We start from the raw sequence: 23632 nt of genomic DNA on the forward strand, positions 1-23632 counted from the left end.
GGCACTTTCTATAGTCTCTTGCATCTTAATTGTAAATCCTCATGTTACAACTTATAACACCAAATGAGCTATTTTTTTCTGCCTAAGCAGAAAAAATATTTAACAGAGACATGCTCCAACAATGATTAATAGAATAAATAACACGACAATTAAGACAAAATTATTATTTTGATATGTCGGACATGCATAACTGTAAGCTGGTGCTGTATAGGTAGGGAATGATTGAACAAAAGCAGGAGACGTAGTGGGCTGAGGCGGTACATTCGCACCGACTGTTGGAGGCGCGTTCACATTTGCATACATATTTAAACATCCTTTCTTTTTAAGTAAGCTTCTCACTACATAATACTCTCAGATATGAAAATGGAGCCCGTCTACTGAAAAATGGGTGTTTTACCTGGTAATTAAAAATGTCATTTATCGAATAAGGTACTTATGCTATTTTTGTCTTAGAAGAACTGAAATCCCAATGAAATTAAATAATTATTGTAATTTAGTAATGAAATGGAACTGAGGTTATGGTGTACGAAAGGCTGTTTTATTTTGAAGTCAATGCTAGTCGGTTGTCTGTTTGTCAATGCTGATAAACGAGAAAAAGAAGGTCTTGTCAACAAACTTGTTAGGGCTGCGGAACGATTACTCCCTTGCCTTCTCTGTTTATTGAGAACCTGAACTATTTTTTCATTAGTTTTAATAGAAAATCCGTGTCCGAAAAAGCTTGAGTCATCGAGAAGTATGGCATTTACCCCTCTAAACCAAGGTGTTTGTGGGTTAAAGTCGGGATTATCGAAGTAAACAATGTCACCAGGTAAAAAACCACTTGAATGAAATGTAACGAGACCGAGGTCAGTATCAGTATGCCAGCTGTAAAGATAAAGTCCTTGAAAATAAGCATTGAATATATGATGACCAAGGGTCTGTAACGTAGCATAGTAATAGATAATCACAGAAGCTGTAGCACATTCAAACGCATACAGCGAACTGTTCTTAAAAATGTCCATAATTGCATCAGAAGGCCTAACATCCGGTCTCAGTAGAAAACCACCAGCCTTCGTTAATTTCCAGTAATTTGGGTTACATCGAGCTTGCTCGAAAATAGTAAATTCAGGCCTGGCTTCATTCATTGCTCTTGCGCTGTTAATAATATTTTTCCGTACTTTTATTTCAAATAGTAATTCTCTTGAAGAATTATAAGAATATACAATATTATCTTCTTGCATAAATTGCATTATGTTTTTCTCAACTTGATCTAATTCCAAATTTTCTTGGAATTCAAAGGATTTACCCATTACTTGTATCACTCTTGTTCCTCCATTCTCTGCTTTTTCCAACTGTATTAAACATAACTTATTCCCATCTTCTTTTTAAAATAGAGCAAATCCTGTTAGCAGGAAGCTATCCTTGCATAATAAATAGTTTCTACCTAAGTAAAAGGGCGATGCTCTAATTAAAGCATCACCCTGTATATTTAGTAGCATGTAAATGAAATAATTCTTCTTGTGTCAATACCAAAAATCACCCAACCCCTACCAGTCCATCTGAAACCAGCCACAGATCTTGGGCCTACGAATACTGGATAAAACCAAAATCCTGTACCATTACTTAGCCAAATAAAAGTATTACGAAACAGGCATAATCTTATTGCTCCAGGATCCACAGCGAATGGTGAAGCAGCTGCTTGTTGAGGAATAAATGGTGGAGGAGGAGCTGTTGGAGCTTGTGAAGGTTGTAATGGTGGTAGACCTGATGGTCCTCCAAAACCAGGTCCTCCAAAACCAGGTTGACCTGATGGGCCTGGAGATTGTGGAAATAGAAAATTCAGAAATTGTCGATCATAATTTATATTTTGATACATTTGAAATATCGCCACCTTATTTTAAATAAATCCTAAAGGTATTGTATGTTTTACTTTTTTTTGTGAAGCTTATTCGCCTAAAACTTAGGCTGTTAAATTTCATTGTTGATATTACTTAAAAGATAAAAACACAAAAATACTTTGGTTTTTCGTGTTTCTTGTTCAACTCCCCCCTGTTAGTGTAAGTACATTCCTTCACAAATTTGTCTTTCGCTATTTCTTTTATTACAGGAATGCTTCCATGATTGTTACATAGGTAAAATCTCAATTTTTATTTTTTTATACTATATTTATTCTGTTAAATATTGTATAATCCCCTTTAATAAATGCAATGAAAAGAAGAGTAAGTGTGCAAAAGCATAACAGAGAACTCCAGTTGCTGGAAATGGAGGATGTAATTGTACCCTGAACCAAGTCTTAGAGCAGCATATAGGATATTTCTTTCTGATATTGATTATATGTCGGTTTTCTTCCGTTAAAGAGAAAGAGTATAAACATTCCACTAATTTGGCTTGTAGTACTCGAAAAGGTTTCTGTGGTAACACAGAAATAAACTGGGGTGGCACCACGATCTTCTTAAATATAAGAAGTCTCGTCCTCAAGGAGTATTCCTTGGAGGTGAGATTTTTTTGTTTTTAAAACTTATATTGAGGAGTTATTAGAATGAAATGGAAAAATCCCCTTTTACTTTTATGTGGAATTGGAATTTCAAATATAGGTGCATGGGTTTACTTAATTGCATTAAATTTAATTATATTAGATATGACGAGGTCACCGTTATCCATTTCCTTACTATATATGCTACTGCCTATCGCCACCTTGTTTACAAATCTCTGGTCGGGAAGTTTTATTGATCGATTTAATAAAAGAAACCTCATGATTTTTCTTGACTTATTTAGAGCAATATTTATCTTTACATTGCCTTTTTTTGAGTCTCTTTTTCTAATTTACATAGTAGTTTTTATCATTAATATAGCTAACACTATATTAATGATAAAAACTACTATGGTTTACATGACAAAGTTAATTCCAAAAACAAATAGGCAAAGATTTAATGCCTTAAGAAACTTCATTAATTCATGTGGATTTATACTCGGACCTTCCATAGCAGGATTTCTTTTTATTATTGGTACTCCAAATCTAGCTATTCTGCTGAATTCTTTTGCGTTAATCTTATCAGCGATAGTCATACTGCTACTTCCAAATGTAGAAATAAAGAAGGGAGATATACTTTTACAAAAGATCAATATTGCATTAATCTTAAACGATTGGAAAAGCGTATTTCAATTTAGTAAAACTAATGTCTATGTGACTCTCATTTATGTTCTATTTAGTTTAGTTACAGTGTTTATGACTGCCTTAGATTCTTTAGAAGCAGCTTTTGCTACAGAAGTACTATCATTATCTGATAGTACCTATGGATTTCTAGTCAGTATTGCAGGAGTTGGAATCATTGCTGGTTCACTTGTTAATACTTTATTCGCAAACAAATTAAAACTAAATGTTCTAATTGGACTTGGTGCATTCTTCACACCTATTGGCTACATAATCTTTGCCTTTTCAACTGATTTTATATGGGCATCTATCGGATTCTTCACTTTAACTTTTTTCTTGTCATTCGCAAACATAGGGTTCTTAACTTTCTATCAAAACAATGTCCCTGTAGAGATTATGGGAAGGTTCTCCAGTATTTTAGGAATTCTGGAAGCTGGTTTAATTATATTATTGACAATGACATTCGGTTTATCTGCTGAGCAGTTTGACATTCGTCCCATTTATATCCTTGGATCGGTAGCTTTCTTAGTATTAGGGTTAATAATCATTATTTTTGTAAGTACTAAGTCTAAAAGAAATTATCATGAACAGGTGCTGGAATAAAAACCAAGTAAGTCCCTTTCTAAAGTAGAAAGGGACTATTTTTAAGTTATCACTCAAATCTGTTCTTCCAATATCCTGTCACGTTTTTACTATTTAGTAATTAAATATTTATTGTTACCCGGCTGTTTCTTGGTTTCATTCCAGGCTTTAATCGCTTTTTCACGACTTACACCTTGGTTCTTGGGATCAGCAAAAAAATCACGAATGAATTGATTATATTCAAATTGAGGTGCTATGATTTTCTTATAGGAAGGATCTTTCAATCGTTCTTCTTCCTCATTCCAGGCTTTTACAACATCACGATATGTTTTTCCTACATTGTTTTTAATAAAGTTTTGTATAAAGGTGGAAAAGTGAAATTTTGGGACAACTGACTTAAAAAATTTTCTTACATTTTGACTACAACGATGGTTTTCGGTGATGACTGTATCCAAGCTTAAGTTTTCTTGAGGTGGAAGCTTCTTATTCGTATTTGATTTTCTTTGAGGTTTTTTTATTTCCCCTGTCCGAAGAAATATTTCAATCCTATTGGTAATCTCTATTTTAGAACCTAAAGCACTGATACCGTTTTCTCTACAAAAAGACTGTAATTCTTCCTTTAACCAATAGAAATCTTTAAAACTTTCTACACTTATATCTTTCGTTAAATCAGGTCGCATAAGATTACCCCCCTCACTTTCATTCTACATTATAGAACAATTGTTCTTTTTTAAATAATACCATATTTTAACTAATGATATGTAAAAAAGCCACATTAAAATGCGGCTTAATCTTAAGTATAAATTCATCAAGAGGGCTTTTTTCAATCAAATCGCATTTTCACTTATTACAGGAATGCTGCCCCGTTTCTTCCTTTCATAAGCTATTTTCCATTTGTCGTTTGTTTCAGCGAACTTTCTCTCGTTATATATAAATGCAGAGTTTACCTTGGACTTTCTTCCTGCTCGACTTCCGTTTTACACGAAATTTCCCTTGTTTACTTTTGCTGCAAAAATGGGTAAATCCAAGAAAATCAAAGCTTGCTGGTTTGCTATTTCCTATTCTTTTTGCGTTATGTTCCGCAAACCTCCCATGTTGCTTTCTGCACGCAGGTAAGGCATCAGCCCTCTCAGTTTACAAACGTTTATGGAGCTCAATCCCTTCAACCATATGGCTTGTGGCACGCTACCTAACTGTCTAAGCTTAAAGACTAAAGTTACCTTTAATCCTCCAAGACTCGCTACGAACGAATGGCTAGTTCTTACTCGGCGGGAATCCCACCCGCTATATGATACGACCTATGCTCGGCCGCACACCTGCCACGTTTATAACATAAGAAATTCTTCTCTTTATTTAATCCAAGAATGCTTTTTTTGATGAATAAATGTGAAATGATAGATTATTCTGTCCTTATAAATAAACCCTCTTAATTAGAGGGTTTGACCATTATCTATAGTAAATACTTGCCCCGTTATAGACTCTTGAGTTAGTTGAAAAATTATAGCTTCTGCTATATCATCTGGTGTGGAAATCCTTTGAAGTGGCAATTTACCTGCAAGTTGATACATTTTCTTTTCATTACCAGCCCACCACCTTGTTTCTACAGCTCCAGGAGAAATACTATTAACTCTTATTGAAGGTGCCAATGCGATAGCCAATGACCTTGTCATTGTGTGTATAGCAGATTTTGTTGCTGCATATGGGATGGATGAACCTATACCAGTAATTCCTGCTACACTTCCTATATTTACTATTACTCCAGATTGTTGTTTTTTCATATAAGGAACAACAGCCTTTATGCAATAGAACATTCCCTTCACATTTACACTGAAAAGAGAATCCCATATTTCATCTGTTACAGTATCTAAGTCATCCATAGCTATTTGAGCTGTAATACTAGCGTTGTTTATTAAGCCATCGACAGATCCAAAAGTTTGAACAGTTTGATATACTAATTCCTTTACTTCCTTTTCTTTTGCTACATTTGCTTTATAAGCAATAGCTATCCCTCCATTTTGTTTTATCTCATTGACAGCTTTAAGAGCTTCATTTTCAGATTGGTTGTAATTTATCACCACTTTTACACCTTCAGCTGCTAGTTTTACAGCTGTAGCTCTTCCTACTCCAGTGCCACCACCAGTAATGATTACTACTTTATTTATTAATTTCATTTCACGACCTTCCTTCCTTATTTTTAATTTATTTGTACTATTACATTATGCTTTATTTTAAAATGAAGAGTATAATACAGAATAATGAATTAGGTATCATTTAAAATGATACCTACGAGAAGGGTGAAACTATTGGAAAGTCATGAATTAAAGATTTTCAAACACGTTGCAGGACTGCAATCAATATCTAAAGCTGCTGAAAAGTTAGGATATGTACAACCAAATGTTAGTCAACGGATAAAGAATTTAGAAAATGAACTAGGTGTTCGGTTATTTATGCGAAATAATCGGGGAGTAACATTGACTGAAGAAGGGAAAAAATTATTAGATTATACAAATGAAATATTACAATTAATAGACGAAGCTAAGACAGCTGTTAATCCTAATAAATGGAGAGAACCATTAAAGATAGGGGCCTCTCAAACAATTTCTGCAGTTAAAATTCCTCACTTACTTTCTTCTTTTTTAAAAGAATATAATAATATAGATGTGAAGGTAAGAACAAATAATAATTTGACGTTAGAAGAAATGCTTTTCTATGGTGAAGTTGATGGTATATTTGTAAATAGTAGCAAAAATATAACTAATTGCGATATTATTTATAGTTACTTTGAGAAAATTGTACTAATAACTCCTAAACTTAATCCTTTTGACATTAATTCTAGTTATACGTTAATAGTTAATAGTGATGTAAATTGCATATATAGAAAACAATTATTGGAGTTGTCCAAAGAAAGCAACTTTCATAGTTCCAATATCATTGAGTTTGATTCACTAGAATCCATTATTCAAGCAGTTCATGATGGACTAGGTATTAGCATAATACCTGCAGACATTGCAGAAAATCGAAAAGGTACAAAGGAAATCATATTCACAGAATTACCTAAGAGAATACAAGTAGACTTTTTAATCAAGAATAAAAAACAGCAAACACCGGGTCTAAAAAAATTCATTCGCTTTTTGCAAATAAACAACAATAAAAGTTAACAGTGGTTATATTAGGCAGTCATACTATATACTGCCTATCTTTGTGAGTGAATTCACTTAATACAGATAGGTAAGGGTTTGAGGTTATCGCTCCCTTTTCCCCCTGTTCACACCGTACGTGCGACTTTCACCGCATACGGCGTTCCAACTAAACCAATTTATTGTTTTCTATGTATTTAAGCAGTTAGAGTGCTGGATTCCAATGTTAGATAATTTCATTTTGACATTTTAATCGTAGTTTATTTACTTTTTCTTTCTGCTTTCTATCTAGATTTAAAGATTGTAAAAGATTTTTTATTTTAACTTTGTCTCTTAGATGTATCAACTGATGTATTGCTTTATGAACAACAATCAAGTTTGAATAACTGTCATCTCTGGACAGTGAAAAAGGAGTTATATGATGGCAGTGCCATTCATTAATTCCTAACTTTTCATCTAATATGGCACATTTTCCATATTGTGCGATAAACTTACTGATTCTGTTGTCATTGTACTCAATTGTTCTGTTTGGAATGTAGTTTTTCATGATATAAGAGAGCGTTGTTTTATCAATAGCTTTCAGGCTATTGTGTATTTTATCTCTACCTTCGGTAGTAAAGTTACAAATCGTTTGCGAGAAACACAGTGGAGTTCTCCAACGCTGGGCATGTATGGGGACAAATACCATCTGTTGTATCTTAAATAGTCTCACATTATAACCCTTGTACCTCTTCTGTAAGGTTTTTGTCATATCATGAATACTTGCCTCTGTTCTAATGTTCTTTAATTGATTATATATCGATTTACGAAGATGAGCGTTTAACTGATTAAGATTAATAGTAATGTTTGTTGCGAAAGCGTAATAGTTTTGGATACCCATAACGACAGTATTGAAATTCCAAACAGTTTCAGCACAAGGTTTTCTTTTGACTACTTTTATAGCCTTTTTAATCTGTCGGGAGGTATTTTCTTTAGCCTTTTTGGACATATCAGACCTCGCTACATAACCAAACCTTGTTTTTCCTTTCCTTACAGCCTTTATTAAGAATCCAAGGAACTCGGAAGAGTTTTTCTTTAGATTTATTACTTTCGATTTCTCCTCGCTAGTTTCCAACTGCAGTCTTTTTCTCAAGAAATCTCTCAATGCGTAATTCATTCTTATTGCTTGTGACCTAGTTCTGCACAGTACCTTAAAATCGTCCGCATAACGGATGATAAAACATTCTTTTAACGACGTTTTCTTTAGCTGCTGATATTTATTACCAGAGGTGGAATAGGTATATCTGCTTTCAAACGTTTCCCATTGGTCACTAACCCACCAATCTAATTCATTTAACACAATGTTAGATAATAAAGGTGACAGTATACCTCCTTGCGGAGTACCTTTAATAGGTACTCCTTCCCCTTCAATCTCTGCTTTAAGTAGCCTAGATATAATGGAAAGAAGTGATTTATCCCTAATACCTATAGACCACATTTGCTTCAAAAGCTTGCTATGATTAACGTTATCAAAGAATCCTTTAATATCCACATCAACACAATGATATAGGCCCGATTGGTTAATGAGAAACTCAAGTCTGGCTTTGGCATGATGCGTGCTGCGATTCGGTCTAAATCCATAACTATGTTTATGGAATTTTGCTTCGCAAATTGGCTCTAAAATTTGAAGTATGCACTGTTGAAAAATTCTATCCCATATGGTTGGAATACCCAAAGGTCTAGTTTTCCCATTTCCTTTTGGAATAAATACGCGCCTTACTGTTTGTGGTTCATACCTTTTAAACATAGATTGAACCTTTGCTATTACATCTTCTACTGTTAAATGCAAAATATCATTAATTGTTAACTTGTCAGTTCCACCAGTTTTACTACCAGTGTTCCTTTTAATGTTCCGGTAGGCAAGTCGTATATTATCTTGAGAACTCATTAATTCTGTTAATTCATAGAAGCTATGACCACTGACACTTTGAGAATATAGTCTGTCAAAACAATCTTGCATACTATAATACTCGCTGTGCCTCAATTTCTTCCGTTTCAATAAGTTGGTGACTCCTTTCGGAGTTAAACCTCTTTTAGTCTTACGAGAACCTTATTAATCGATAAAGAACTGCCTTACTTGGTTCAATAAATCTTTATTAGTCTAGTGGCTATCCCTCCATGTGGATTAGACATTTCATAGGTACTGTGCCACCACTTTCACTGATATAAAGACAAGTTATGCAGTAACTAGTATCATTATTGCTTTCCTTGTCATCGTTTCATTAGAAGTAAGTCCTCCACGTTATCAGTTTACAACGTTGAGTTATATCTATTATAGAATGAACTTAGGTGCTTCCTTTAAGCCTGTTAACGTTCATACGCCTGTAACGTATCATGGGTTTTTATATTAGTTATTCTTACTCACCCACAGCTAACCTCACAATTTGGTGATATACACATTTCTATGTATCGCAGTTATAGACCCGTACATTCAGAAATTTGTCAGCTTAACCTTTACTTTTAGGTTTTTTCGCATTCTCACCATATTCATTCAACTCAAGCACCATGAATTACACCACTCCATCGAGTAGGCTTTCGTCAGCCGAACTGATACGGTAATTTCTCATGCCTTTTCATCGAGCTTATAACACTTTCATCCTTACTAAATCAGTGCTATTCGACTAAGAGAGAACCCTTCCGAGCGTTACCTCATCATTTGATTCTTTGATATAACCCTTCAGTTCCGAAAGGAACTGCCTAATCTTTACCGGAGTAATGTATCCATCCTCCATTTAAACTAGGAACATTTCGCACAACTATCCTGCCCTGTTTCTCCCATAAGAGTTTTTTCATTTTTTACATGCTACCCATTTCCTTGTTATGTCGGCATTAGGGTTAAAGGAAGAGGTTGGTTTATTGCAATGGTTAGGTGGATTCACCATCTTATTTGGCATTGCAATATGTAATTTCCGCTTTAAAAGAGCTAAAGTATCTAGCAATTTAAAAATTTATTAAACTGTTAATTTGTATGTTATGATAACTGCTACTAAAAGAAATAAAAAGGATGATTTTATGCTTAATTATACTGGATATGACAAGATTTATCGGGATATAGTAATGGACATTATTAACAATGGAACTGATCAAGACCCTACTTTGGTTCGTGCTAGATACTCTGATGGAAGTCCTGCACCAACAAAGTTTATCCAAGGAATCAATTTTAAAATCAGACCTGAAGATGGGATACCTATTTTGCGCTCCAAAAGAGTTTTCCAAAAAACTCCTTTGGTAGAATTAGAGTGGATTTGGCAAGAGTTGTCAAACGATGTGACATGGCTTCAAGATCACAAATGCAAGGTCTGGAACGAATGGGCAAACACAGAAAATACTATTGGGAAGGCTTATGGATTTCAACTTGCGAAGAAATGTCGTCAGGTGTCTTGGCAAACTGAAAAGTTAAATCAAGTAGAGTATGTTCTTTATCAACTCGAAAAAAATCCTAGTTCTCGTAGAATAATGACAAGTCTTTGGGACGTTGATGACTTAGATGAGATGACCCTAGAACCTTGTGTATGGGCTACTAATTGGAAAGTAAACAATAATGTACTCGATTTACATGTTAAGCAAAGATCTGCCGATATGGCTTTAGGTCACCCATTTAATGTCTACCAATATTCCGTCCTTCATAGATTAATAGCTGATCAATGTGGTTATGAATTAGGCACAATGCATTGGTGTATTGATGATGCCCATATATACGATAGACATATCGATATTTTAATAGAACAATTGTCTCAACCTATTCCTGAATGTTCACCTACGCTTATTCTTCCAGATAAATTCGATGAAAATGGTCGAAAATCCTCATTCTTTGATCGTAGATTATCTGATGTCCAATTGCTTGATTACCAACATAACGGTATATTTAAATATCAAATAGCTGAATAATATAGAAAAATTTATAATAAATGTACAAAAAGAGGCTATGACATAAGTATGTGGATTTGCGTAAAAACCGAACTTCTTAATCAATTAAAGATTAAATAGTTCGGTTTTTACGTTTTAATACAATAATTAGAATTCTTAGTGAAATGGAGCGGAGGACACTCGACTACTAGGGAAATAGAGGACGCTTTAGACCCCGGAGGAGGCTCAGCTTCCTCCCCGCGGAAAGCGAGAGGACGAACGCGCAATGAAACGAACTAATTTTATATCCATATTCTATTTAGTTACGTGCTTCATTTTTTTAATTTAGATGTAATTTTATTATTCGTGTTTAGAAAGGTTATCTTTTGTTTTGTTCCAGCCTCTTTTGGGTGCCAGGCTACGCCTTACTTTCAACAAGGAAAAGCCTAACTTCCTTGTCTGGTATGAGAACAGGTTTGACCTTCTCACTAGCGCTGCAAATTAATTAAGGACACACCTTTTTTACTTTAACAATTTTTTTACGTTCTTAATTTTTCAAGTAACATCCTATGCATAAAAAACACCCAATTTTATTGTATACTACAGAAATTGTGTTCTTAGCTGTTTATACTTTTTCTTTCATAAACATGGAAATAGTAGATATAAGGATTTTTATCGTTCATAACTCCTTTTTCAACAGATACTTCTCTCCACTCATTGAAATTAACTTCAGGAAAAAATGTATCTCCTTCAAAATGATGATGTATTTTTGTAATGTGCATTTTATTAACATAAGGCAAGAATATATTATAAATCTGTTCTCCTCCGAAAATGAATATTTCCTCCTCATTCACACACAAATCAAAAACTTCCTCGACTGAATGAGCAATTTCACAGCCATCAAAATTAAAATTCTTATCTCTTGTTAGAATAATATTCCTTCTATTAGGTAAAGCCCTTCCGATTGATTCGAGGTTCTTTCTTCCTAATACAATTGTATGTCCCTTAGTAGTATCTCTAACATACTCCCAATCCTTAGGAATTCTCCAGGGGATATCGTTATTTTTTCCTATTACTCTATCCTTAGCCATTGCAACAATTAGGGAAATTCTCATTTTTATCACCGCCTTTTTACTATTTTACCATATAAAATTTATCTTACTATTGAAGCTCTTTGTTAAGTTTAATTACCCAATAGTTTATAAAGCAGAGAGGATCTCCTTCTCCATTAAATAAAGAAAGCTCCCCCATTGTTAGCTGTAATTCATAATAGAATATTTAATTTTTCTCGTTTTTCCATTTCCATTTTTTCCTAACGCTAATTCACCCCCTCTTCACACGCATATAATTAGCTTCTGAATGATTTTGCACCAAATATGAGTAGCTATATTAATTGTTTTTTTTCATTCAATAAAACGGTGTTTATTGTTGTTAAAACAGCATATTGACAGATTGTTTTTAGGGTATTAAACTGTAAATCAACCTAAAAAAGGGGGTTAAGAATGGAATTCATTTTATATCTGTTATTAATATTAATTGCTACAAAAATTGCAGGTGATCTTTCCGTAAGATTAGGACAACCATCTGTACTGGGAAAACTAATAATCGGGATTATATTAGGTCCTGCAGTCCTTGGGTGGATAGAAAATAATGATTTTATTCATTATTTCTCTGAAATCGGAGTTTTATTACTCATGTTCTTAGCCGGTTTGGAGACAGATCTAGATCAACTTAAGAAAAATTGGAAAGCTGCTTTTGCAGTTGCTATAATCGGCATCATCCTTCCTTTTATCGGAGGATTTGGTATTGGAGAACTCTTTGGATTAAATACAACATATTCCCTATTTATAGGAATACTACTATGTGCAACATCTGTAAGTATTACTGTCCAAGTGTTAAAGGATATGAATAAACTCAATTCCCCTGAGGGGAGCACTATATTAGGTGCTGCAGTTGTAGACGACGTTCTGGTTGTCGTGCTCTTAGCTGTCATGACTAGTTTTCTTGGGAATGGAGATGAAGTATCCCTTGGACTTCTAATAGGTAAAAAAGTTATCTTCTTTATTGGTGTATTACTTGCAGGAGCTTTCCTAGTTCCCCAAATGTTAAAAATACTCTCTAAATTAAAAGTTACAGAACCTGTGGTATCCATTGCCCTTGTCGTTTGTTTCGCTTTTGTATATTTTGCAGATATTCTTGGAATGGCAGGAATTATTGGAGCATTCGCAGCTGGCATAGCCATTTCTCAAACAAACTTTAAGCACACCGTCGAGAGTAAGGTGGAGCCTATAGCATATGCTGTATTTGTCCCCGTCTTCTTTGTAAGTATCGGTTTAAATGTTTCATTTAGTGGTATAGGAAGCCAGATTGGGTTCATTGTAGCCCTAGTAATTGTTGCTATCCTTACAAAACTTGTAGGTGGGGCTATTGGAGCAAAGTTAACTGGATTTAAAAATCGTTCTTCTCTTATTATCGGAGCTGGGATGGTTTCTCGAGGAGAAGTAGCACTAATCATTGCGGCTACTGGTTTGCAAGAATCCCTTTTGTTACCTGAATACTTCACTGCTATAGTAGTCGTTATAATTGCAACAACCTTGTTTGCTCCTCCATTATTAAAATATTTAATACAAGGGGAAAGTAAATCTTTAAATAGAGAAGAAACTATTTAACTTTAAAATTTAAGGTGGTCATTTACTTGGCAAATAAAATTTATCTCTTTTCGTACGACACTGAAAATGCGGTTACTAAAGCAAGTGTTGAAGCCATTATGGATGATTTATATGACGTATTAAACATCTTTAACAAGAATGTATACCTTATTAAAACAGAAGATGATTTAAGTATATTAGATAAATATATCCAAACTTATCTAAAGAATGATGATAGATATATATTAGTCGATATAACGGAGCAACCACTAAATTTCAATAATTTAAATGCTACTGATCCTAACTATTGGTTCTATAATATTTAATCTAGATTAATTAGTTTAGTTAGGATTACACAAACTGTCTAATATAAAACAATCTCAACAATAATGGCAGGAAAGGCGCGTCGAAATGAATAGGTGAAATATCGGTACCTGTTCGTGTTGCGTTTATAAGGGCGCTGAACAATTGACCGATGTATAGTTCTTCTCCAATTCTTAGTCGACCTCTTCTAATTCGTCTAGCGTTTTCATTCTTTTTTTATGTACTTCATCATCTCGTCATCAAATTTTAGAGCGGGAAAACGGTTCTAGCGGTACTAAGTCATCTATTTCACGAAAGATATTTTCTAACGCTCTTCTCTGTTCTGTAACCATTTCATCTGCTTGTCGTTCTTTTTGAGCGAGATCTTCCTCCAAAAAGGACTGTATACTTTTGTGTTACCACCAAGTTCTTTATCTTCTAATTTTCCGGCACCCCCTTCGTGAAAGGCAATTTGACGATCAACGAATCGTTCCCAGGCACTCACTACATCAAGTTGTCCTTCGAAAAAACTTTTTATGGCGGAGGCTCCTTAGCCTTCGAAATCATCTAAGTCTGTTATATCTTGCATTGTCTGCGGATCTCAGTGAATTGTTGTCTTATTCCCTTGTAGTGTTCTGCTCTTTGTTCCATAGCCTCTCCTAAACTGGAAACATCTAAGTTTTTCACCTTATCTCCTCGCTTTGTTAAGGATTATGGGAGAAACCTTGTGATAATATTATGCATAATTACCCATAGTTCTATTGTAAAAAAGTAAGAAAATGGATTATATAGGTAAATGGATGTGAATTTTTAAAGGGACAAATACAATTATATTTGGCTTTGTTAAAAGTTAAGGTTGATAATGAAGAATAAAGAACTTATTATTAACATTTTTATCCATTTCGTGTTGAATAAAAATGTTAATCTATGGATGTGAAGAGAATGATAAAAGAATATTTTAGGGATGGATTTTTAATTTTAGTAATGTTTCTAACAATGTTTTGGTCACTTTATAGTATTGATGGGATTATAGATTTTACCGATCCATTAATCTTATTGCCAATGTTATTAATAAGTAGTTTTCACCTAATTTCTCCACTTTTTTTAAGTACGGAAAGAATCAATTCTATAGACAATTGGTTTGATTCTTTATTAGGTTTTAATTCAAAATAATGAATAAACTATAAGAGTGATGTGAAAATAGCTACCATTAGTAGCTATTTTTATGTTAATTAGCTATATAAAAAGTTGGCATCAGGATACCACAAATGATTGACTTTTAATAGAAATCAACCATTAACTTTAACATAGCCTTCATTTATTACAGGAATGCTGACCTGATTTGCGACATAAGAGAAAAGCTTCCCTCTAATTAAGGAAAGCCCTGGTTAGTACAATAGAATTATTTAAAATTATTAAAGTTAGCTAAACTTTCTCCAATCGGTGTAACTATCCCATCCATACTTATAGAATTTTTCTTTTTACGATATTCCTCTAAGTCTTGTTCACTTTTATTGTTAGTCCATTTTTGAAGAGTATCTCGTTCACCGTCGTATGAGTAGAACGGTACACTAAATCCACATGATGTTTTTACTGTTTCAATCCTTGCATGAATAATCTGTCGAGCACCAGGAAGTATGTCAAAATGTTTCGCCATATCAGTCCATTCAGGTGTGCCAGGTAATATCACATTACCGCTACCATATAGCCTTAAAATCATAGGAGGTCCTTCAAAAGCTAAGAACATAAAAGTAATTCTTCCGTTATCCTTTAAATGTGCACTTGTTTCATTTCCACTACCAGTTAAATCTAAATAAGCTACCTCATTCGAGGAAAAGATTCTTAATACATCATGACCTTTTGGTGAGATGTTAACATGACCATCTGCTGTTAGAGGTGCTGAGCCAACAAAAAAAACCCGTTGTTTTCTTATAAATTCTTCGTGTTTTGGAAGTATTGATGAATAAACAGTTCCCATAATAAATTCCTCCTCATCTAACAAATGTAAAAATTAAAAAGCCTACCATCTCATATATAATGGTTATATTTATATTTATTATAGGAGTGCTGTACTTTATGAATCTGTAGAAGTTTTACGAAGATTTTTAGCTTCCTTAATATTGTCAATTAACCCAATAGGAGCATTTGAATGGTTAAATATCTCCTCTGTTGTCATCCAATAAACCTTTACTACCTTCATCTGGGCTTTTTATATACGGCTCATCATTATCAAACTCACAAAGGAAAACGATATCATTTACTTTATAAACATTTTCTTTTTCAAAGGGAGTATTTCTTACATAAATTAAATTATCTTTTACTTTAACACCAACCTCTCCAAATAACTTCCTTTTTAATGTTTTATAGTAAGTTAATTGAATTAACCTACTTTTCGACTGTTCCACCAACCAAGAAGAGAGGTCCTCCCGGATAGTCTTCCTTCATGCTTCTTTGGTTAATTTTAAATACTAATCCTTGCTATACTGCTCCTTTTACATTTATATAAAACAATATTACTGCCCCTTTTAGTTTATTATGGTAACTATTTTCTATGAATAACTATATAATCCCTTCCTCAACAAATGCCCTGTTTCTTCCACAAGCATCACGAATTTAGCCATGATAGTACCATAAACAAATGAAACTAAGTGATAGAACCTTACCAATAAATTAGCCCCACCACATTGCGCAAACAATGAATGACCACATAGATACAACTATTCCTACTGTTCCAAATGAAAATATGTATAAAAGAGTGTATTTTTTATCAAGTATTTTTGTTTTTATCATCAAAAATGCGATTAACGGGGTAACTAAGCACATGCTGATGCTAATAATAGTCATTATTGTTAAGTAATATAGACTATCAGTTGTATTACTTATTCCCTCAAGAAAGTAGGCTAATGATTGTCCATATACACCTAATACTGTTCCCATTACAATAAGCACCCATAAAACTATATGACTTAATTTCATCGTAATTCACTCCTTATGTAATATATTTTTTGCGTTAGTATAATATTACACTAATAATAACAAAAGTTACCCACTTTTAGTATCTTATTTTCAAATTAAATTTAAACCCCTCACTTGTAAAAAGAAAAAACCACCTTACAAGTGGTCATTAAAACAGTTTATTTAACTAAGAAACGAAAATACAATGCTGACCGTTTTTTACTTCTTCGTTATATTTTTATTTGCCAATATAGCCACGCTTATCACAAGATATTGTGTTGTGACAGATAGTACTGATGCTGTCAACCTGTATGTTTTATAGTTAATATATAAAAAAAACCAAATCTTTAATGGATTTGGTTTTTTCGGTACTAGTTCCTTTTGAGCTATTAGTAAGATGTTTGTCCTTCTGTATCAGATTCTGAATCTGAACCGTCATCTTCCATATCATCAGGGTAAACAATTGTATCAATTTCTTTATTAGTAGATTCATCTATTACTTTAATAGTTGTTTTAATGTTATCTGCAGCTGCACCATCATAAAGTTGATAATACATTCCAGCAAATCCAACTGTAATAAGGCCGAAAGCATCCATACTATCTTCGTATGCAGCTTGATCAACCGTTATAGTCACTTCTGAAAAGGAGTCGTTATGAGTAACTTTCTTAAATGATGGATAATCACCACTTGTTGGTAATTCGTTTAATGTGTCTTCCATACTTTTACTCATTTCTTCCATCATTTCTTTGTGTTTGGATTTTGACATTTTATATGTTAGGGAACCGTCATCGTTTTTTGTAACTTTTATTCCCTCTGCTTCTGCGTCTTTTGCCATACTATCGATATCTTCATCCTCTAAGAAAGAAGCTGGTAATGTTACTTCTACATTCAGAAAGCCTTTATCTACTTTTACAGCCTCATCTGAACTTTCCTCTTCGGAATTTTCACTTGCTTCTTTATCCGAACCACAAGCAGCAAGTGCAAGCATTACCATTGCTAGTAGCAATGCATAACTAACCTTTTTCATTACTAAGAATCCCCCTGTGTACGTATAGTATATTTTTTGTACTATAGTAACATACCATATTTACTAGGATTCATCTACCTGTCTTTTATGGCTTGAGGACGGGGAGTTAATAACTTTATAATTTCAACGTTGGGAGAATGCTCCCACTTTAAAACACAGCTATGTGATAAATAATTTGAAGCTTAAGTGGGGGATGAATCGCTTAGATAGGATTTTTATTTATTTCAGTTATAATGCCATTATTGTTTCATTGTATATTACTAGTACTAATGCTTATCATAGATAAATACTACCTGATTTACTTATTAGAATACAATGTAAATCATATACTAATATACTTTATATAGTGTACCTTTAGATTTTTCTTAGTCAACTTCCCTCTATATAATGAGGGAAGTTCAAATAGATACCACATCAACGTAGAAGCTTTACTGCCGGTTTGGCAGAACTAGTGTAATTCTGCAAGGTCCTCAATGACTGGATTGCCTAGCACATGGTTCTTTTCATTGATTGAGGTTACAATTAGTTCACTTCGTGATTAAGAGCAATATACTCAATTTCTTTTAGCAATTCAACTACCACAGGTTAATCGGATTTATTCTCCGCAGAATAACCGACAACCTAGCATTGTTCCATTTTATTAACTAATACACTTCCTAAGACTTCTAATACTTCAACTCTTGTTATTTTCATCATATATCTCCTTTAAGCACTTGTTATTCTTAGTAATTATAGTGGGGGGTTCTTCCTTGAATGGGGAATTAAAAGAAAAAACAACGGGAGTAATTTCCGCTGTCTTTTGTGTAGGAATGAGTTCTCTTTTTTAATTTACTACTTAAGATTATCGATTTCCCAAAATGCCGGCATAGGATCAGCAGTACTATCAACTAGGAAAGAAAAATCATCTTCTATTTTATCAACATTGAAACTAACAGTAATATCTTTTACCTCTTCTGACTGTATTTCAACAGGTTCTATTGTATCTTTATAGACAGTTGATTTGTCTATAAGAATAAACTTAGCTTCTGAAGGGTTTATAGCTAGTTTATCGTCTCGTACGTTCTTAATAGATAGATGAACATCCACTTTATTATCAGCGGTGCTTTTTGCTCCTAGAACAGTTATTAAATAATGGCCACCCTTAATAGCTTCACCATAGTTTAAAGATGATTGTAGAAGTATATTTTGGTATTCATTTACTTCTTCCGATGCTTCCGTATTAATCTCGCTGGTTGTTTTTTCTGCAGTAACACCTATTGTTTTTTCCTTTGCATCATCCGAAGTGGATGACTGGTTACAAGCACCTAATACAAACAAGGCAAACAACGAACATAATATTGTGTATAACAACTTCCTCAAAATTAAATCCACCTTTCTCCTTTAATTGAATAATATTCAAGTAGAAAAAATGACGAATATTAATACTCGCCATTTTAATTTTGTTATACATATAACTTCTTATAGTTGCTAATTAAAAAGTATATTCAACTTGTTGCTCCGGAGTAATATCTTCGTAGCTGTCAGCATCCATTGAAGAACCGAAAATAAGCTTCAGTTTAGAAATATCTTCATCTTTCACGATAAATGCATCTACGAATTCCTTTTTTACTTTTCCAAGAAAGACTGAATCTCCGTCTGCTTCTGTATAGATAAAGTCATTAGAAATAGCATCGATTTGTTGGCCCTTATCTGTTACAAGATCTGTTAGAGCATACCATTCAATATTCTTTTCTTCTGTATTTTCTACATCATATTGAATTTGAACGTATGTGAATTCATCACCAATCGATTGAGCTGCATCTGACTCATAAGACAGGTCATTCTTGAATTCTTCATCCAGGTTCGTCATTTTGAATAGTTTAATATCTTTCATCGTTACCTTTAGCGGAGCGATGTCTACTGTTTCATTGATATCTTTGATTTTTAGTAATTCTAGTGTTCCACCCTCGATATCTGATTTTTGTCCTGCTTCTGTGAAAACAATGTTTCCATTATCGTCCTTAGGCGGAGCGTTGCTTACATCTTTTTGTTCAGCAGCCGTTGGTGCCTTTTCTTTTTCTGTTGAAGAAGTCTTTTCAGAATCACTTCCACAAGCAGCAAGTACTAGTCCTGATGCCAATACAAGTGTTGTTAAGATAGTCTTTTTCACGTTTGTTTCCCCCAGTTTATATATGTTTAAGACTTACACATTATAGCAAATTCAAACAATTTGCGTAATAGGGTTTTACTTGTAATATAAACTGTCCTACTTTTGTCTAATGGTGGCTTCATAATAAATTATTTACTGACATTTTGATTTAAAGAAAAAAATTTTGAATTTAAAGCGTGTATTTACTTAGTTCACAACTAATATACAAACTATCCTCAAGTTGATTGTTCTAAATGATTGACTATACGATTATACATTTCGTAAAATCTTACATAAAAACTTCCGCAACTTTGTGAAAAATCAGTTAAATCTGTAAAAACTTAATATTAAAATTAAGACTTTTTATTGTTAAAAAAATGACTCCTCAGATTCCTCGAAAGCTATGCCTATGGTTTATATATCTATAGACAATCGTTTTTCATAAAACTATTTTGAATAGCTTGATTAAAAATTTTAAAAAAGGAAAAATAAATAAGAAAAGTTCCCCTTTTTGTCAGGAGAACTTTTAAAAAATCACATTTTTATCAATAATAATACGTATTAGGCTATCATATTAAAGGAGTGTTATAAAAATGAAAGCAGTTGTGATTAATCAATATGGAAGTAAAGAAGAATTAGTGGAGCAGGAAGTTAATAAACCAAATGCAGAAGCCAATCAAGTGGTTCTAAAATTAGAAGCTACATCCATCAATCCAATCGATTGGAAATTAAGAGAGGGTTATTTAAAAGAAATGTTTGATTGGGAATTTCCTATCATCTTAGGCTGGGATGCGGCTGGAGTCATAACAGACATAGGTTCAAACGTTACTAAGTGGAATGTTGGAGATCGAGTATTTAGTCGTCCTGAGACAACTCGTCGCGGTACGTATGCTGAATACATAGCAATTGAGGAGCACCTACTGGCAAAACTACCTGATTCTATCTCATATGAGGAAGCTGCAGCTGTACCTTTAGCTGGTTTAACGGCATGGCAGGCATTGTTTACTCATGGCCATTTAAAAGAAGGTGAAACTGTACTTATTCACGCTGGTGCTGGTGGTGTAGGGATTTTTGCTATTCAATTAGCAAAGTATGCCGGTGCTCATGTTATAACAACAGCAAGTGAAAAAAACCACGAACTTCTCTATTCCTTAGGTGCTGATCAAGTCATTGATTACAAAAAAGAAAACTTTGAAGAGGTTCTAAAAGATGTAGATTTAGTGTTTGACACGATGGGTGGAGAAGTAGCTGAGAATAGCTATAAGGTACTTAAACAAAATACCGGAAGATTAATTACCATTGTTGGTGAACCAAATCATGATACTGCTAAGTCTCACAATGTATCGGCAAAGGGTATTTGGCTGCAGCCTGATGGTGAACAATTGCAGAAAATGGCGGATCTAATGGAAGAGAAAAAGATAAAGTCTATTGTAGGGGCAACATTCCCGTTTAGTAGACAGGGTATTTATGATGCACATGCTTTGAGTGAAACTCACCACGCTGTAGGTAAAATTGTCATTACATTTTAAAAAGGAGATTGGCAACGCACAAATTTAGGTAGACATTATAATAGGTATGCTCTTTTGAAACGGATGAGCCTGCCTATTTTTTATTAATAATATTTCATTTTCATAAGAGAAAAAGGGGATCATTATATTTAAACAATAAACCAAGAACGAAGTGGTTTCCCCACTTTCTCAACCCTTATTGAACCTCCACAGATTTTACGAATATCTTTTGAATACTGCCCTGTTAGCATTAGAGCAAGTTAGAAGTATTAATCCTTACTAGATTACTACCAAGTTTGTGACACAATAAGAATTCTCTCCATTTATTATTGGAAGCCTGCCCTATAGTAACATAAGAAAAGCTCCCATTACTTCAGAAAATGGTGAGATTTTAATAAACCTCATATCTATCAATAATTGTTGAAATACACAGTGTCATTAAATGTCATTCCAAAATGGCTATATTCTATATAAACATTATTTATTTCTTCATTATAAATGACACTAACCCCATAAATTTCATCATCTTTTGAAACAGTTTCATCATCTTTTGAAGTACCTGCTTTTATAACTACGTCTTCTATGTTAGTAAAACCATATGCTTTCGCTTCCTCACTCTGAAAATCATCTGTTAAGACAAAACCTTGTAATGAATTACTAACTTGTAATTTCGTTTCTATAGGCTTTTCATTGTTATTTACTGAAACATCTAATATTTTCACATCACGAAAACCATTGTTATCAATCCCAACAACAACTGATTTATTATCTTCATTTGAAGCAATAGTGTCAATCTCCAAAGGCGGATTAAATTTCAATAAAAAGTATACACCAAAAATAATTATTACGAGAATAACCATTCCGGTAAACTTCCAATTCAAACCACCCACTAATTCAGCAAGCTTGCTTCCTTGAATACTACTAGAAGGACTTTTTAATTCTTCTTGTCTCATTTTTTCTCTTTTTACTTTAAGATTATCTTTAGCATTTCTCATTTTAATTCCCCTTAATCTTTTATCAGCTCTATATACTTAAATATATTTTAAGCTGAATTCTTCTACGAATAATCCACTCGTTATTACTTTTGTGCTTGCTTTAGGACAATCATTAGCAGCTCCAATATACATATAATAGTCGTATCCAAAATGAACAGAGAACTGTTTTTTATAGCTTAAACTACACCAAATGGATTCCCGTAAAGTTAGCTTTATTAACTCTTTAATTTCTCGCTTAGATACTCCTTTGCCTAACCACATTGTTAACATAAAGCTGGAGGCATTTTGTTCCACTACTCCATCAGAATGAAGCTCCAAATCCTTCAAATACAATTTATCTATATTCATTTCATTCATAAAAGATAAAACTGCATTTATATATTTGTCTTCCGTTTCTAAATACTCTTCCTCACTAACTTTACTACCTATATCAGAATAAGAAGTCCATTCATCTTTAATTTTATAAGAACCATTATCATTCCTGTGTAAAGGGTTATATTTCGTTACTCGCCACGAATACAATAGGGTCTCTCCTCAATTCATTTTAAAATTATGAGACTAACACTAAGATAAGTTTCTCCAACAAGGTAAGTTCTCTTTATATAATTCAGAAATACTACCATGTTTGTTCACTAAAAATAGCAGCTTACCTTCCATAAGCAAAAAAATCCTACTTAAAAAAGTAGAATTTATAATAATTGCATTTCAAAAAAATCTTTCTCATGACCATTTCTCATCATCATCTATCCATTCCCAAGCAGTTAAATCGAATGATTTCATTGCGTCATGAAAAACAAAATAAGAAGGTAGATTTAATGATTCTGCAACAGTATTCTTCCAGCAATTTTGAAACCACTCTCCAATTGCTTTTTCTTCCTTAGATGCTAACTCTTCTTCATTTTCCTCATAAAAGCTGTAAAATTCATCAAGCTGTTCATCTGATATTTGACTTATTTCCACATCTGAGACTATTCCTTCGCTACCAGCAAATAACACGGAATCTTCGGTTTCTTTAAATACTTCATTATTATCTCTATCCATTGTAAACATCCTAATACTAAATGATGATTGATCCATAAAAACAACAAAGTCTAATAACTCAATTTCAGGAGAAAAATCATATGTTCTTATCTCCAGTAATTTTTTTGTTAGAGTTTCTGTATTATTATTTAAGCTTTCTACAAATGTATCCATATACTTATTAACTAAAAACATAACAACCCCCTTGGTATATTTACCCATTATATACCAATAATTACCGAGAAGTATAATGTAAATATTTATTATTCTAGTTAACTAAAAGAGAGGTTGCCCAAATCGCAACCTCTTAACA

At 33.3% G+C, this 23632-nt stretch carries 23 protein-coding genes, 1 pseudogene and 1 other annotated feature; of the genes and pseudogenes, 6 read left to right on the forward strand and 18 right to left on the reverse strand.

Features of this window, described 5'->3' with window-relative positions; all coding sequences use genetic code 11:
* Nucleotides 1-99 precede the first annotated feature (99 nt).
* From NQZ71_RS26255 to NQZ71_RS21820, 3 genes are all read right to left on the reverse strand, one after another.
* A complete protein-coding gene (locus NQZ71_RS26255; protein ID WP_144454294.1) occupies nucleotides 100-303 on the reverse strand; it encodes a YjcZ family sporulation protein in 204 nt (67 codons plus the stop codon).
* A gap of 146 nt (nucleotides 304-449) precedes the next feature.
* Nucleotides 450-1301 (reverse strand): protein-glutamine gamma-glutamyltransferase, encoded by an 852-nt coding sequence (locus tag NQZ71_RS21815; RefSeq protein WP_317012422.1) that lies wholly within the window; start codon nucleotides 1299-1301, stop codon nucleotides 450-452.
* A gap of 167 nt (nucleotides 1302-1468) precedes the next feature.
* On the reverse strand, nucleotides 1469-1855 hold the full coding sequence (locus tag NQZ71_RS21820; protein ID WP_275008958.1) for a collagen-like protein: 387 nt from the start codon (nucleotides 1853-1855) through the stop codon (nucleotides 1469-1471).
* 322 nt (nucleotides 1856-2177) lie between these two features.
* Nucleotides 2178-2458: a binding site (T-box leader), on the forward strand.
* A gap of 60 nt (nucleotides 2459-2518) precedes the next feature.
* Here NQZ71_RS21820 and NQZ71_RS21825 point away from each other — a divergent pair.
* The gene (locus NQZ71_RS21825) at nucleotides 2519-3733 is read left to right on the forward strand and encodes an MFS transporter (RefSeq protein ID WP_317012424.1); all 1215 of its coding nucleotides are present in this window, start codon (nucleotides 2519-2521) and stop codon (nucleotides 3731-3733) included.
* 89 nt (nucleotides 3734-3822) lie between these two features.
* Here NQZ71_RS21825 and NQZ71_RS21830 read toward each other — a convergent pair whose 3' ends face one another.
* From NQZ71_RS21830 to NQZ71_RS21840, 3 genes and pseudogenes are all read right to left on the reverse strand, one after another.
* Nucleotides 3823-4392, reverse strand: coding sequence for a DUF6434 domain-containing protein (locus tag NQZ71_RS21830; RefSeq protein WP_317012426.1), 570 nt, complete (start codon nucleotides 4390-4392; stop codon nucleotides 3823-3825).
* A gap of 259 nt (nucleotides 4393-4651) precedes the next feature.
* Nucleotides 4652-4804: pseudogene (locus NQZ71_RS21835) on the reverse strand (group II intron reverse transcriptase/maturase); the annotation flags it as partial.
* 338 nt (nucleotides 4805-5142) lie between these two features.
* The gene (locus NQZ71_RS21840; RefSeq protein ID WP_317012428.1) at nucleotides 5143-5883 is read right to left on the reverse strand and encodes an SDR family NAD(P)-dependent oxidoreductase; all 741 of its coding nucleotides are present in this window, start codon (nucleotides 5881-5883) and stop codon (nucleotides 5143-5145) included.
* Nucleotides 5884-6015: 132 nt separating this feature from the next.
* Here NQZ71_RS21840 and NQZ71_RS21845 point away from each other — a divergent pair, with 132 nt between their 5' ends.
* Complete coding sequence (locus NQZ71_RS21845; protein ID WP_317012429.1) at nucleotides 6016-6870, forward strand: LysR family transcriptional regulator; 855 nt, start codon at nucleotides 6016-6018, stop codon at nucleotides 6868-6870.
* Nucleotides 6871-7075: 205 nt separating this feature from the next.
* Here the strand turns inward: NQZ71_RS21845 and ltrA are convergent, their stop codons facing one another.
* Nucleotides 7076-8887, reverse strand: coding sequence for a group II intron reverse transcriptase/maturase (ltrA, locus tag NQZ71_RS21850; protein WP_455710047.1), 1812 nt, complete (start codon nucleotides 8885-8887; stop codon nucleotides 7076-7078).
* A 1013-nt stretch (nucleotides 8888-9900) separates the two neighbouring features.
* Between ltrA and thyA the strand changes: the two genes are divergently transcribed.
* Nucleotides 9901-10776 carry a thymidylate synthase gene (gene thyA / locus NQZ71_RS21855; RefSeq protein WP_275008951.1) on the forward strand — a complete coding sequence of 292 codons (876 nt, stop codon included), beginning with the start codon at nucleotides 9901-9903 and terminating at the stop codon, nucleotides 10774-10776.
* A 575-nt stretch (nucleotides 10777-11351) separates the two neighbouring features.
* Here the strand turns inward: thyA and dfr are convergent.
* On the reverse strand, nucleotides 11352-11849 hold the full coding sequence (gene dfr / locus NQZ71_RS21860; RefSeq protein ID WP_317012430.1) for a DfrD/DfrG/DfrK family trimethoprim-resistant dihydrofolate reductase: 498 nt from the start codon (nucleotides 11847-11849) through the stop codon (nucleotides 11352-11354).
* 387 nt (nucleotides 11850-12236) lie between these two features.
* On the opposite strand from dfr, the gene NQZ71_RS21865 reads away from it, so the two are divergent.
* Nucleotides 12237-13403 (forward strand): cation:proton antiporter, encoded by a 1167-nt coding sequence (locus NQZ71_RS21865; protein WP_317012431.1) that lies wholly within the window; start codon nucleotides 12237-12239, stop codon nucleotides 13401-13403.
* Between the two features lie 26 nt (nucleotides 13404-13429).
* Entirely contained in the window at nucleotides 13430-13708 is a 279-nt protein-coding gene (locus NQZ71_RS21870) for a hypothetical protein (RefSeq protein WP_317012432.1), read from the forward strand.
* Nucleotides 13709-13945: 237 nt separating this feature from the next.
* Here the strand turns inward: NQZ71_RS21870 and NQZ71_RS26260 are convergent, their stop codons facing one another.
* From NQZ71_RS26260 to NQZ71_RS21900, 7 genes are all read right to left on the reverse strand, one after another.
* Nucleotides 13946-14038 (reverse strand): hypothetical protein, encoded by a 93-nt coding sequence (locus NQZ71_RS26260; RefSeq protein ID WP_394374158.1) that lies wholly within the window; start codon nucleotides 14036-14038, stop codon nucleotides 13946-13948.
* A 1049-nt stretch (nucleotides 14039-15087) separates the two neighbouring features.
* Nucleotides 15088-15663, reverse strand: a complete 576-nt coding sequence (locus tag NQZ71_RS21875) for a pyridoxamine 5'-phosphate oxidase family protein (RefSeq protein ID WP_144454282.1) — start codon at nucleotides 15661-15663, stop codon at nucleotides 15088-15090.
* A gap of 175 nt (nucleotides 15664-15838) precedes the next feature.
* Nucleotides 15839-16093 carry an NUDIX hydrolase gene (locus NQZ71_RS21880; RefSeq protein ID WP_317012433.1) on the reverse strand — a complete coding sequence of 85 codons (255 nt, stop codon included), beginning with the start codon at nucleotides 16091-16093 and terminating at the stop codon, nucleotides 15839-15841.
* A 262-nt stretch (nucleotides 16094-16355) separates the two neighbouring features.
* Nucleotides 16356-16661: a hypothetical protein gene (locus tag NQZ71_RS21885; protein ID WP_144454281.1), complete on the reverse strand. Its 306-nt coding sequence runs from the start codon at nucleotides 16659-16661 to the stop codon at nucleotides 16356-16358.
* A 368-nt stretch (nucleotides 16662-17029) separates the two neighbouring features.
* Complete coding sequence (locus NQZ71_RS21890) at nucleotides 17030-17668, reverse strand: hypothetical protein (protein ID WP_144454280.1); 639 nt, start codon at nucleotides 17666-17668, stop codon at nucleotides 17030-17032.
* Nucleotides 17669-18499: 831 nt separating this feature from the next.
* Nucleotides 18500-19027 (reverse strand): hypothetical protein, encoded by a 528-nt coding sequence (locus tag NQZ71_RS21895; protein WP_317012435.1) that lies wholly within the window; start codon nucleotides 19025-19027, stop codon nucleotides 18500-18502.
* Nucleotides 19028-19139: 112 nt separating this feature from the next.
* Nucleotides 19140-19817: a hypothetical protein gene (locus tag NQZ71_RS21900; RefSeq protein WP_144454278.1), complete on the reverse strand. Its 678-nt coding sequence runs from the start codon at nucleotides 19815-19817 to the stop codon at nucleotides 19140-19142.
* Between the two features lie 572 nt (nucleotides 19818-20389).
* Between NQZ71_RS21900 and NQZ71_RS21905 the strand changes: the two genes are divergently transcribed.
* Nucleotides 20390-21325 (forward strand): NADP-dependent oxidoreductase, encoded by a 936-nt coding sequence (locus NQZ71_RS21905; RefSeq protein WP_144454277.1) that lies wholly within the window; start codon nucleotides 20390-20392, stop codon nucleotides 21323-21325.
* Nucleotides 21326-21714: 389 nt separating this feature from the next.
* On the opposite strand, the gene NQZ71_RS21910 is transcribed toward NQZ71_RS21905, so the two are convergent.
* The 3 genes from NQZ71_RS21910 to NQZ71_RS21920 form a co-directional block, all read right to left on the reverse strand.
* Entirely contained in the window at nucleotides 21715-22299 is a 585-nt protein-coding gene (locus tag NQZ71_RS21910; RefSeq protein WP_317012436.1) for a DUF6366 family protein, read from the reverse strand.
* 36 nt (nucleotides 22300-22335) lie between these two features.
* On the reverse strand, nucleotides 22336-22821 hold the full coding sequence (locus tag NQZ71_RS21915) for a hypothetical protein (protein ID WP_260055131.1): 486 nt from the start codon (nucleotides 22819-22821) through the stop codon (nucleotides 22336-22338).
* Between the two features lie 198 nt (nucleotides 22822-23019).
* Nucleotides 23020-23514, reverse strand: a complete 495-nt coding sequence (locus NQZ71_RS21920; RefSeq protein WP_317012437.1) for a hypothetical protein — start codon at nucleotides 23512-23514, stop codon at nucleotides 23020-23022.
* Nucleotides 23515-23632: the final 118 nt, after the last annotated feature.

Source organism: Niallia taxi (assembly GCF_032818155.1).
GTDB classification, from domain to species: domain Bacteria; phylum Bacillota; class Bacilli; order Bacillales; family Cytobacillaceae; genus Niallia; species Niallia taxi_A.

Excerpts from the sequence above, each read along its gene's own strand:
- NQZ71_RS26255 (WP_144454294.1), bottom strand. The coding sequence starts at position 303 with ATGTATGCAAATGTGAACGCGCCTCCAACAGTCGGTGCGAATGTACCG.
- NQZ71_RS21820 (WP_275008958.1), bottom strand. The coding sequence starts at position 1,855 with ATGTATCAAAATATAAATTATGATCGACAATTTCTGAATTTTCTATTT.
- NQZ71_RS21825 (WP_317012424.1), top strand. The coding sequence starts at position 2,519 with ATGAAATGGAAAAATCCCCTTTTACTTTTATGTGGAATTGGAATTTCA.
- NQZ71_RS21830 (WP_317012426.1), bottom strand. The coding sequence starts at position 4,392 with ATGCGACCTGATTTAACGAAAGATATAAGTGTAGAAAGTTTTAAAGAT.
- NQZ71_RS21840 (WP_317012428.1), bottom strand. The coding sequence starts at position 5,883 with ATGAAATTAATAAATAAAGTAGTAATCATTACTGGTGGTGGCACTGGA.
- thyA (WP_275008951.1), top strand. The coding sequence starts at position 9,901 with ATGCTTAATTATACTGGATATGACAAGATTTATCGGGATATAGTAATG.
- dfr (WP_317012430.1), bottom strand. The coding sequence starts at position 11,849 with ATGAGAATTTCCCTAATTGTTGCAATGGCTAAGGATAGAGTAATAGGA.
- NQZ71_RS21865 (WP_317012431.1), top strand. The coding sequence starts at position 12,237 with ATGGAATTCATTTTATATCTGTTATTAATATTAATTGCTACAAAAATT.
- NQZ71_RS26260 (WP_394374158.1), bottom strand. The coding sequence starts at position 14,038 with ATGGTTACAGAACAGAGAAGAGCGTTAGAAAATATCTTTCGTGAAATA.
- NQZ71_RS21875 (WP_144454282.1), bottom strand. The coding sequence starts at position 15,663 with ATGGGAACTGTTTATTCATCAATACTTCCAAAACACGAAGAATTTATA.
- NQZ71_RS21885 (WP_144454281.1), bottom strand. The coding sequence starts at position 16,661 with ATGAAATTAAGTCATATAGTTTTATGGGTGCTTATTGTAATGGGAACA.
- NQZ71_RS21890 (WP_144454280.1), bottom strand. The coding sequence starts at position 17,668 with ATGAAAAAGGTTAGTTATGCATTGCTACTAGCAATGGTAATGCTTGCA.
- NQZ71_RS21905 (WP_144454277.1), top strand. The coding sequence starts at position 20,390 with ATGAAAGCAGTTGTGATTAATCAATATGGAAGTAAAGAAGAATTAGTG.
- NQZ71_RS21910 (WP_317012436.1), bottom strand. The coding sequence starts at position 22,299 with ATGAGAAATGCTAAAGATAATCTTAAAGTAAAAAGAGAAAAAATGAGA.
- NQZ71_RS21920 (WP_317012437.1), bottom strand. The coding sequence starts at position 23,514 with ATGTTTTTAGTTAATAAGTATATGGATACATTTGTAGAAAGCTTAAAT.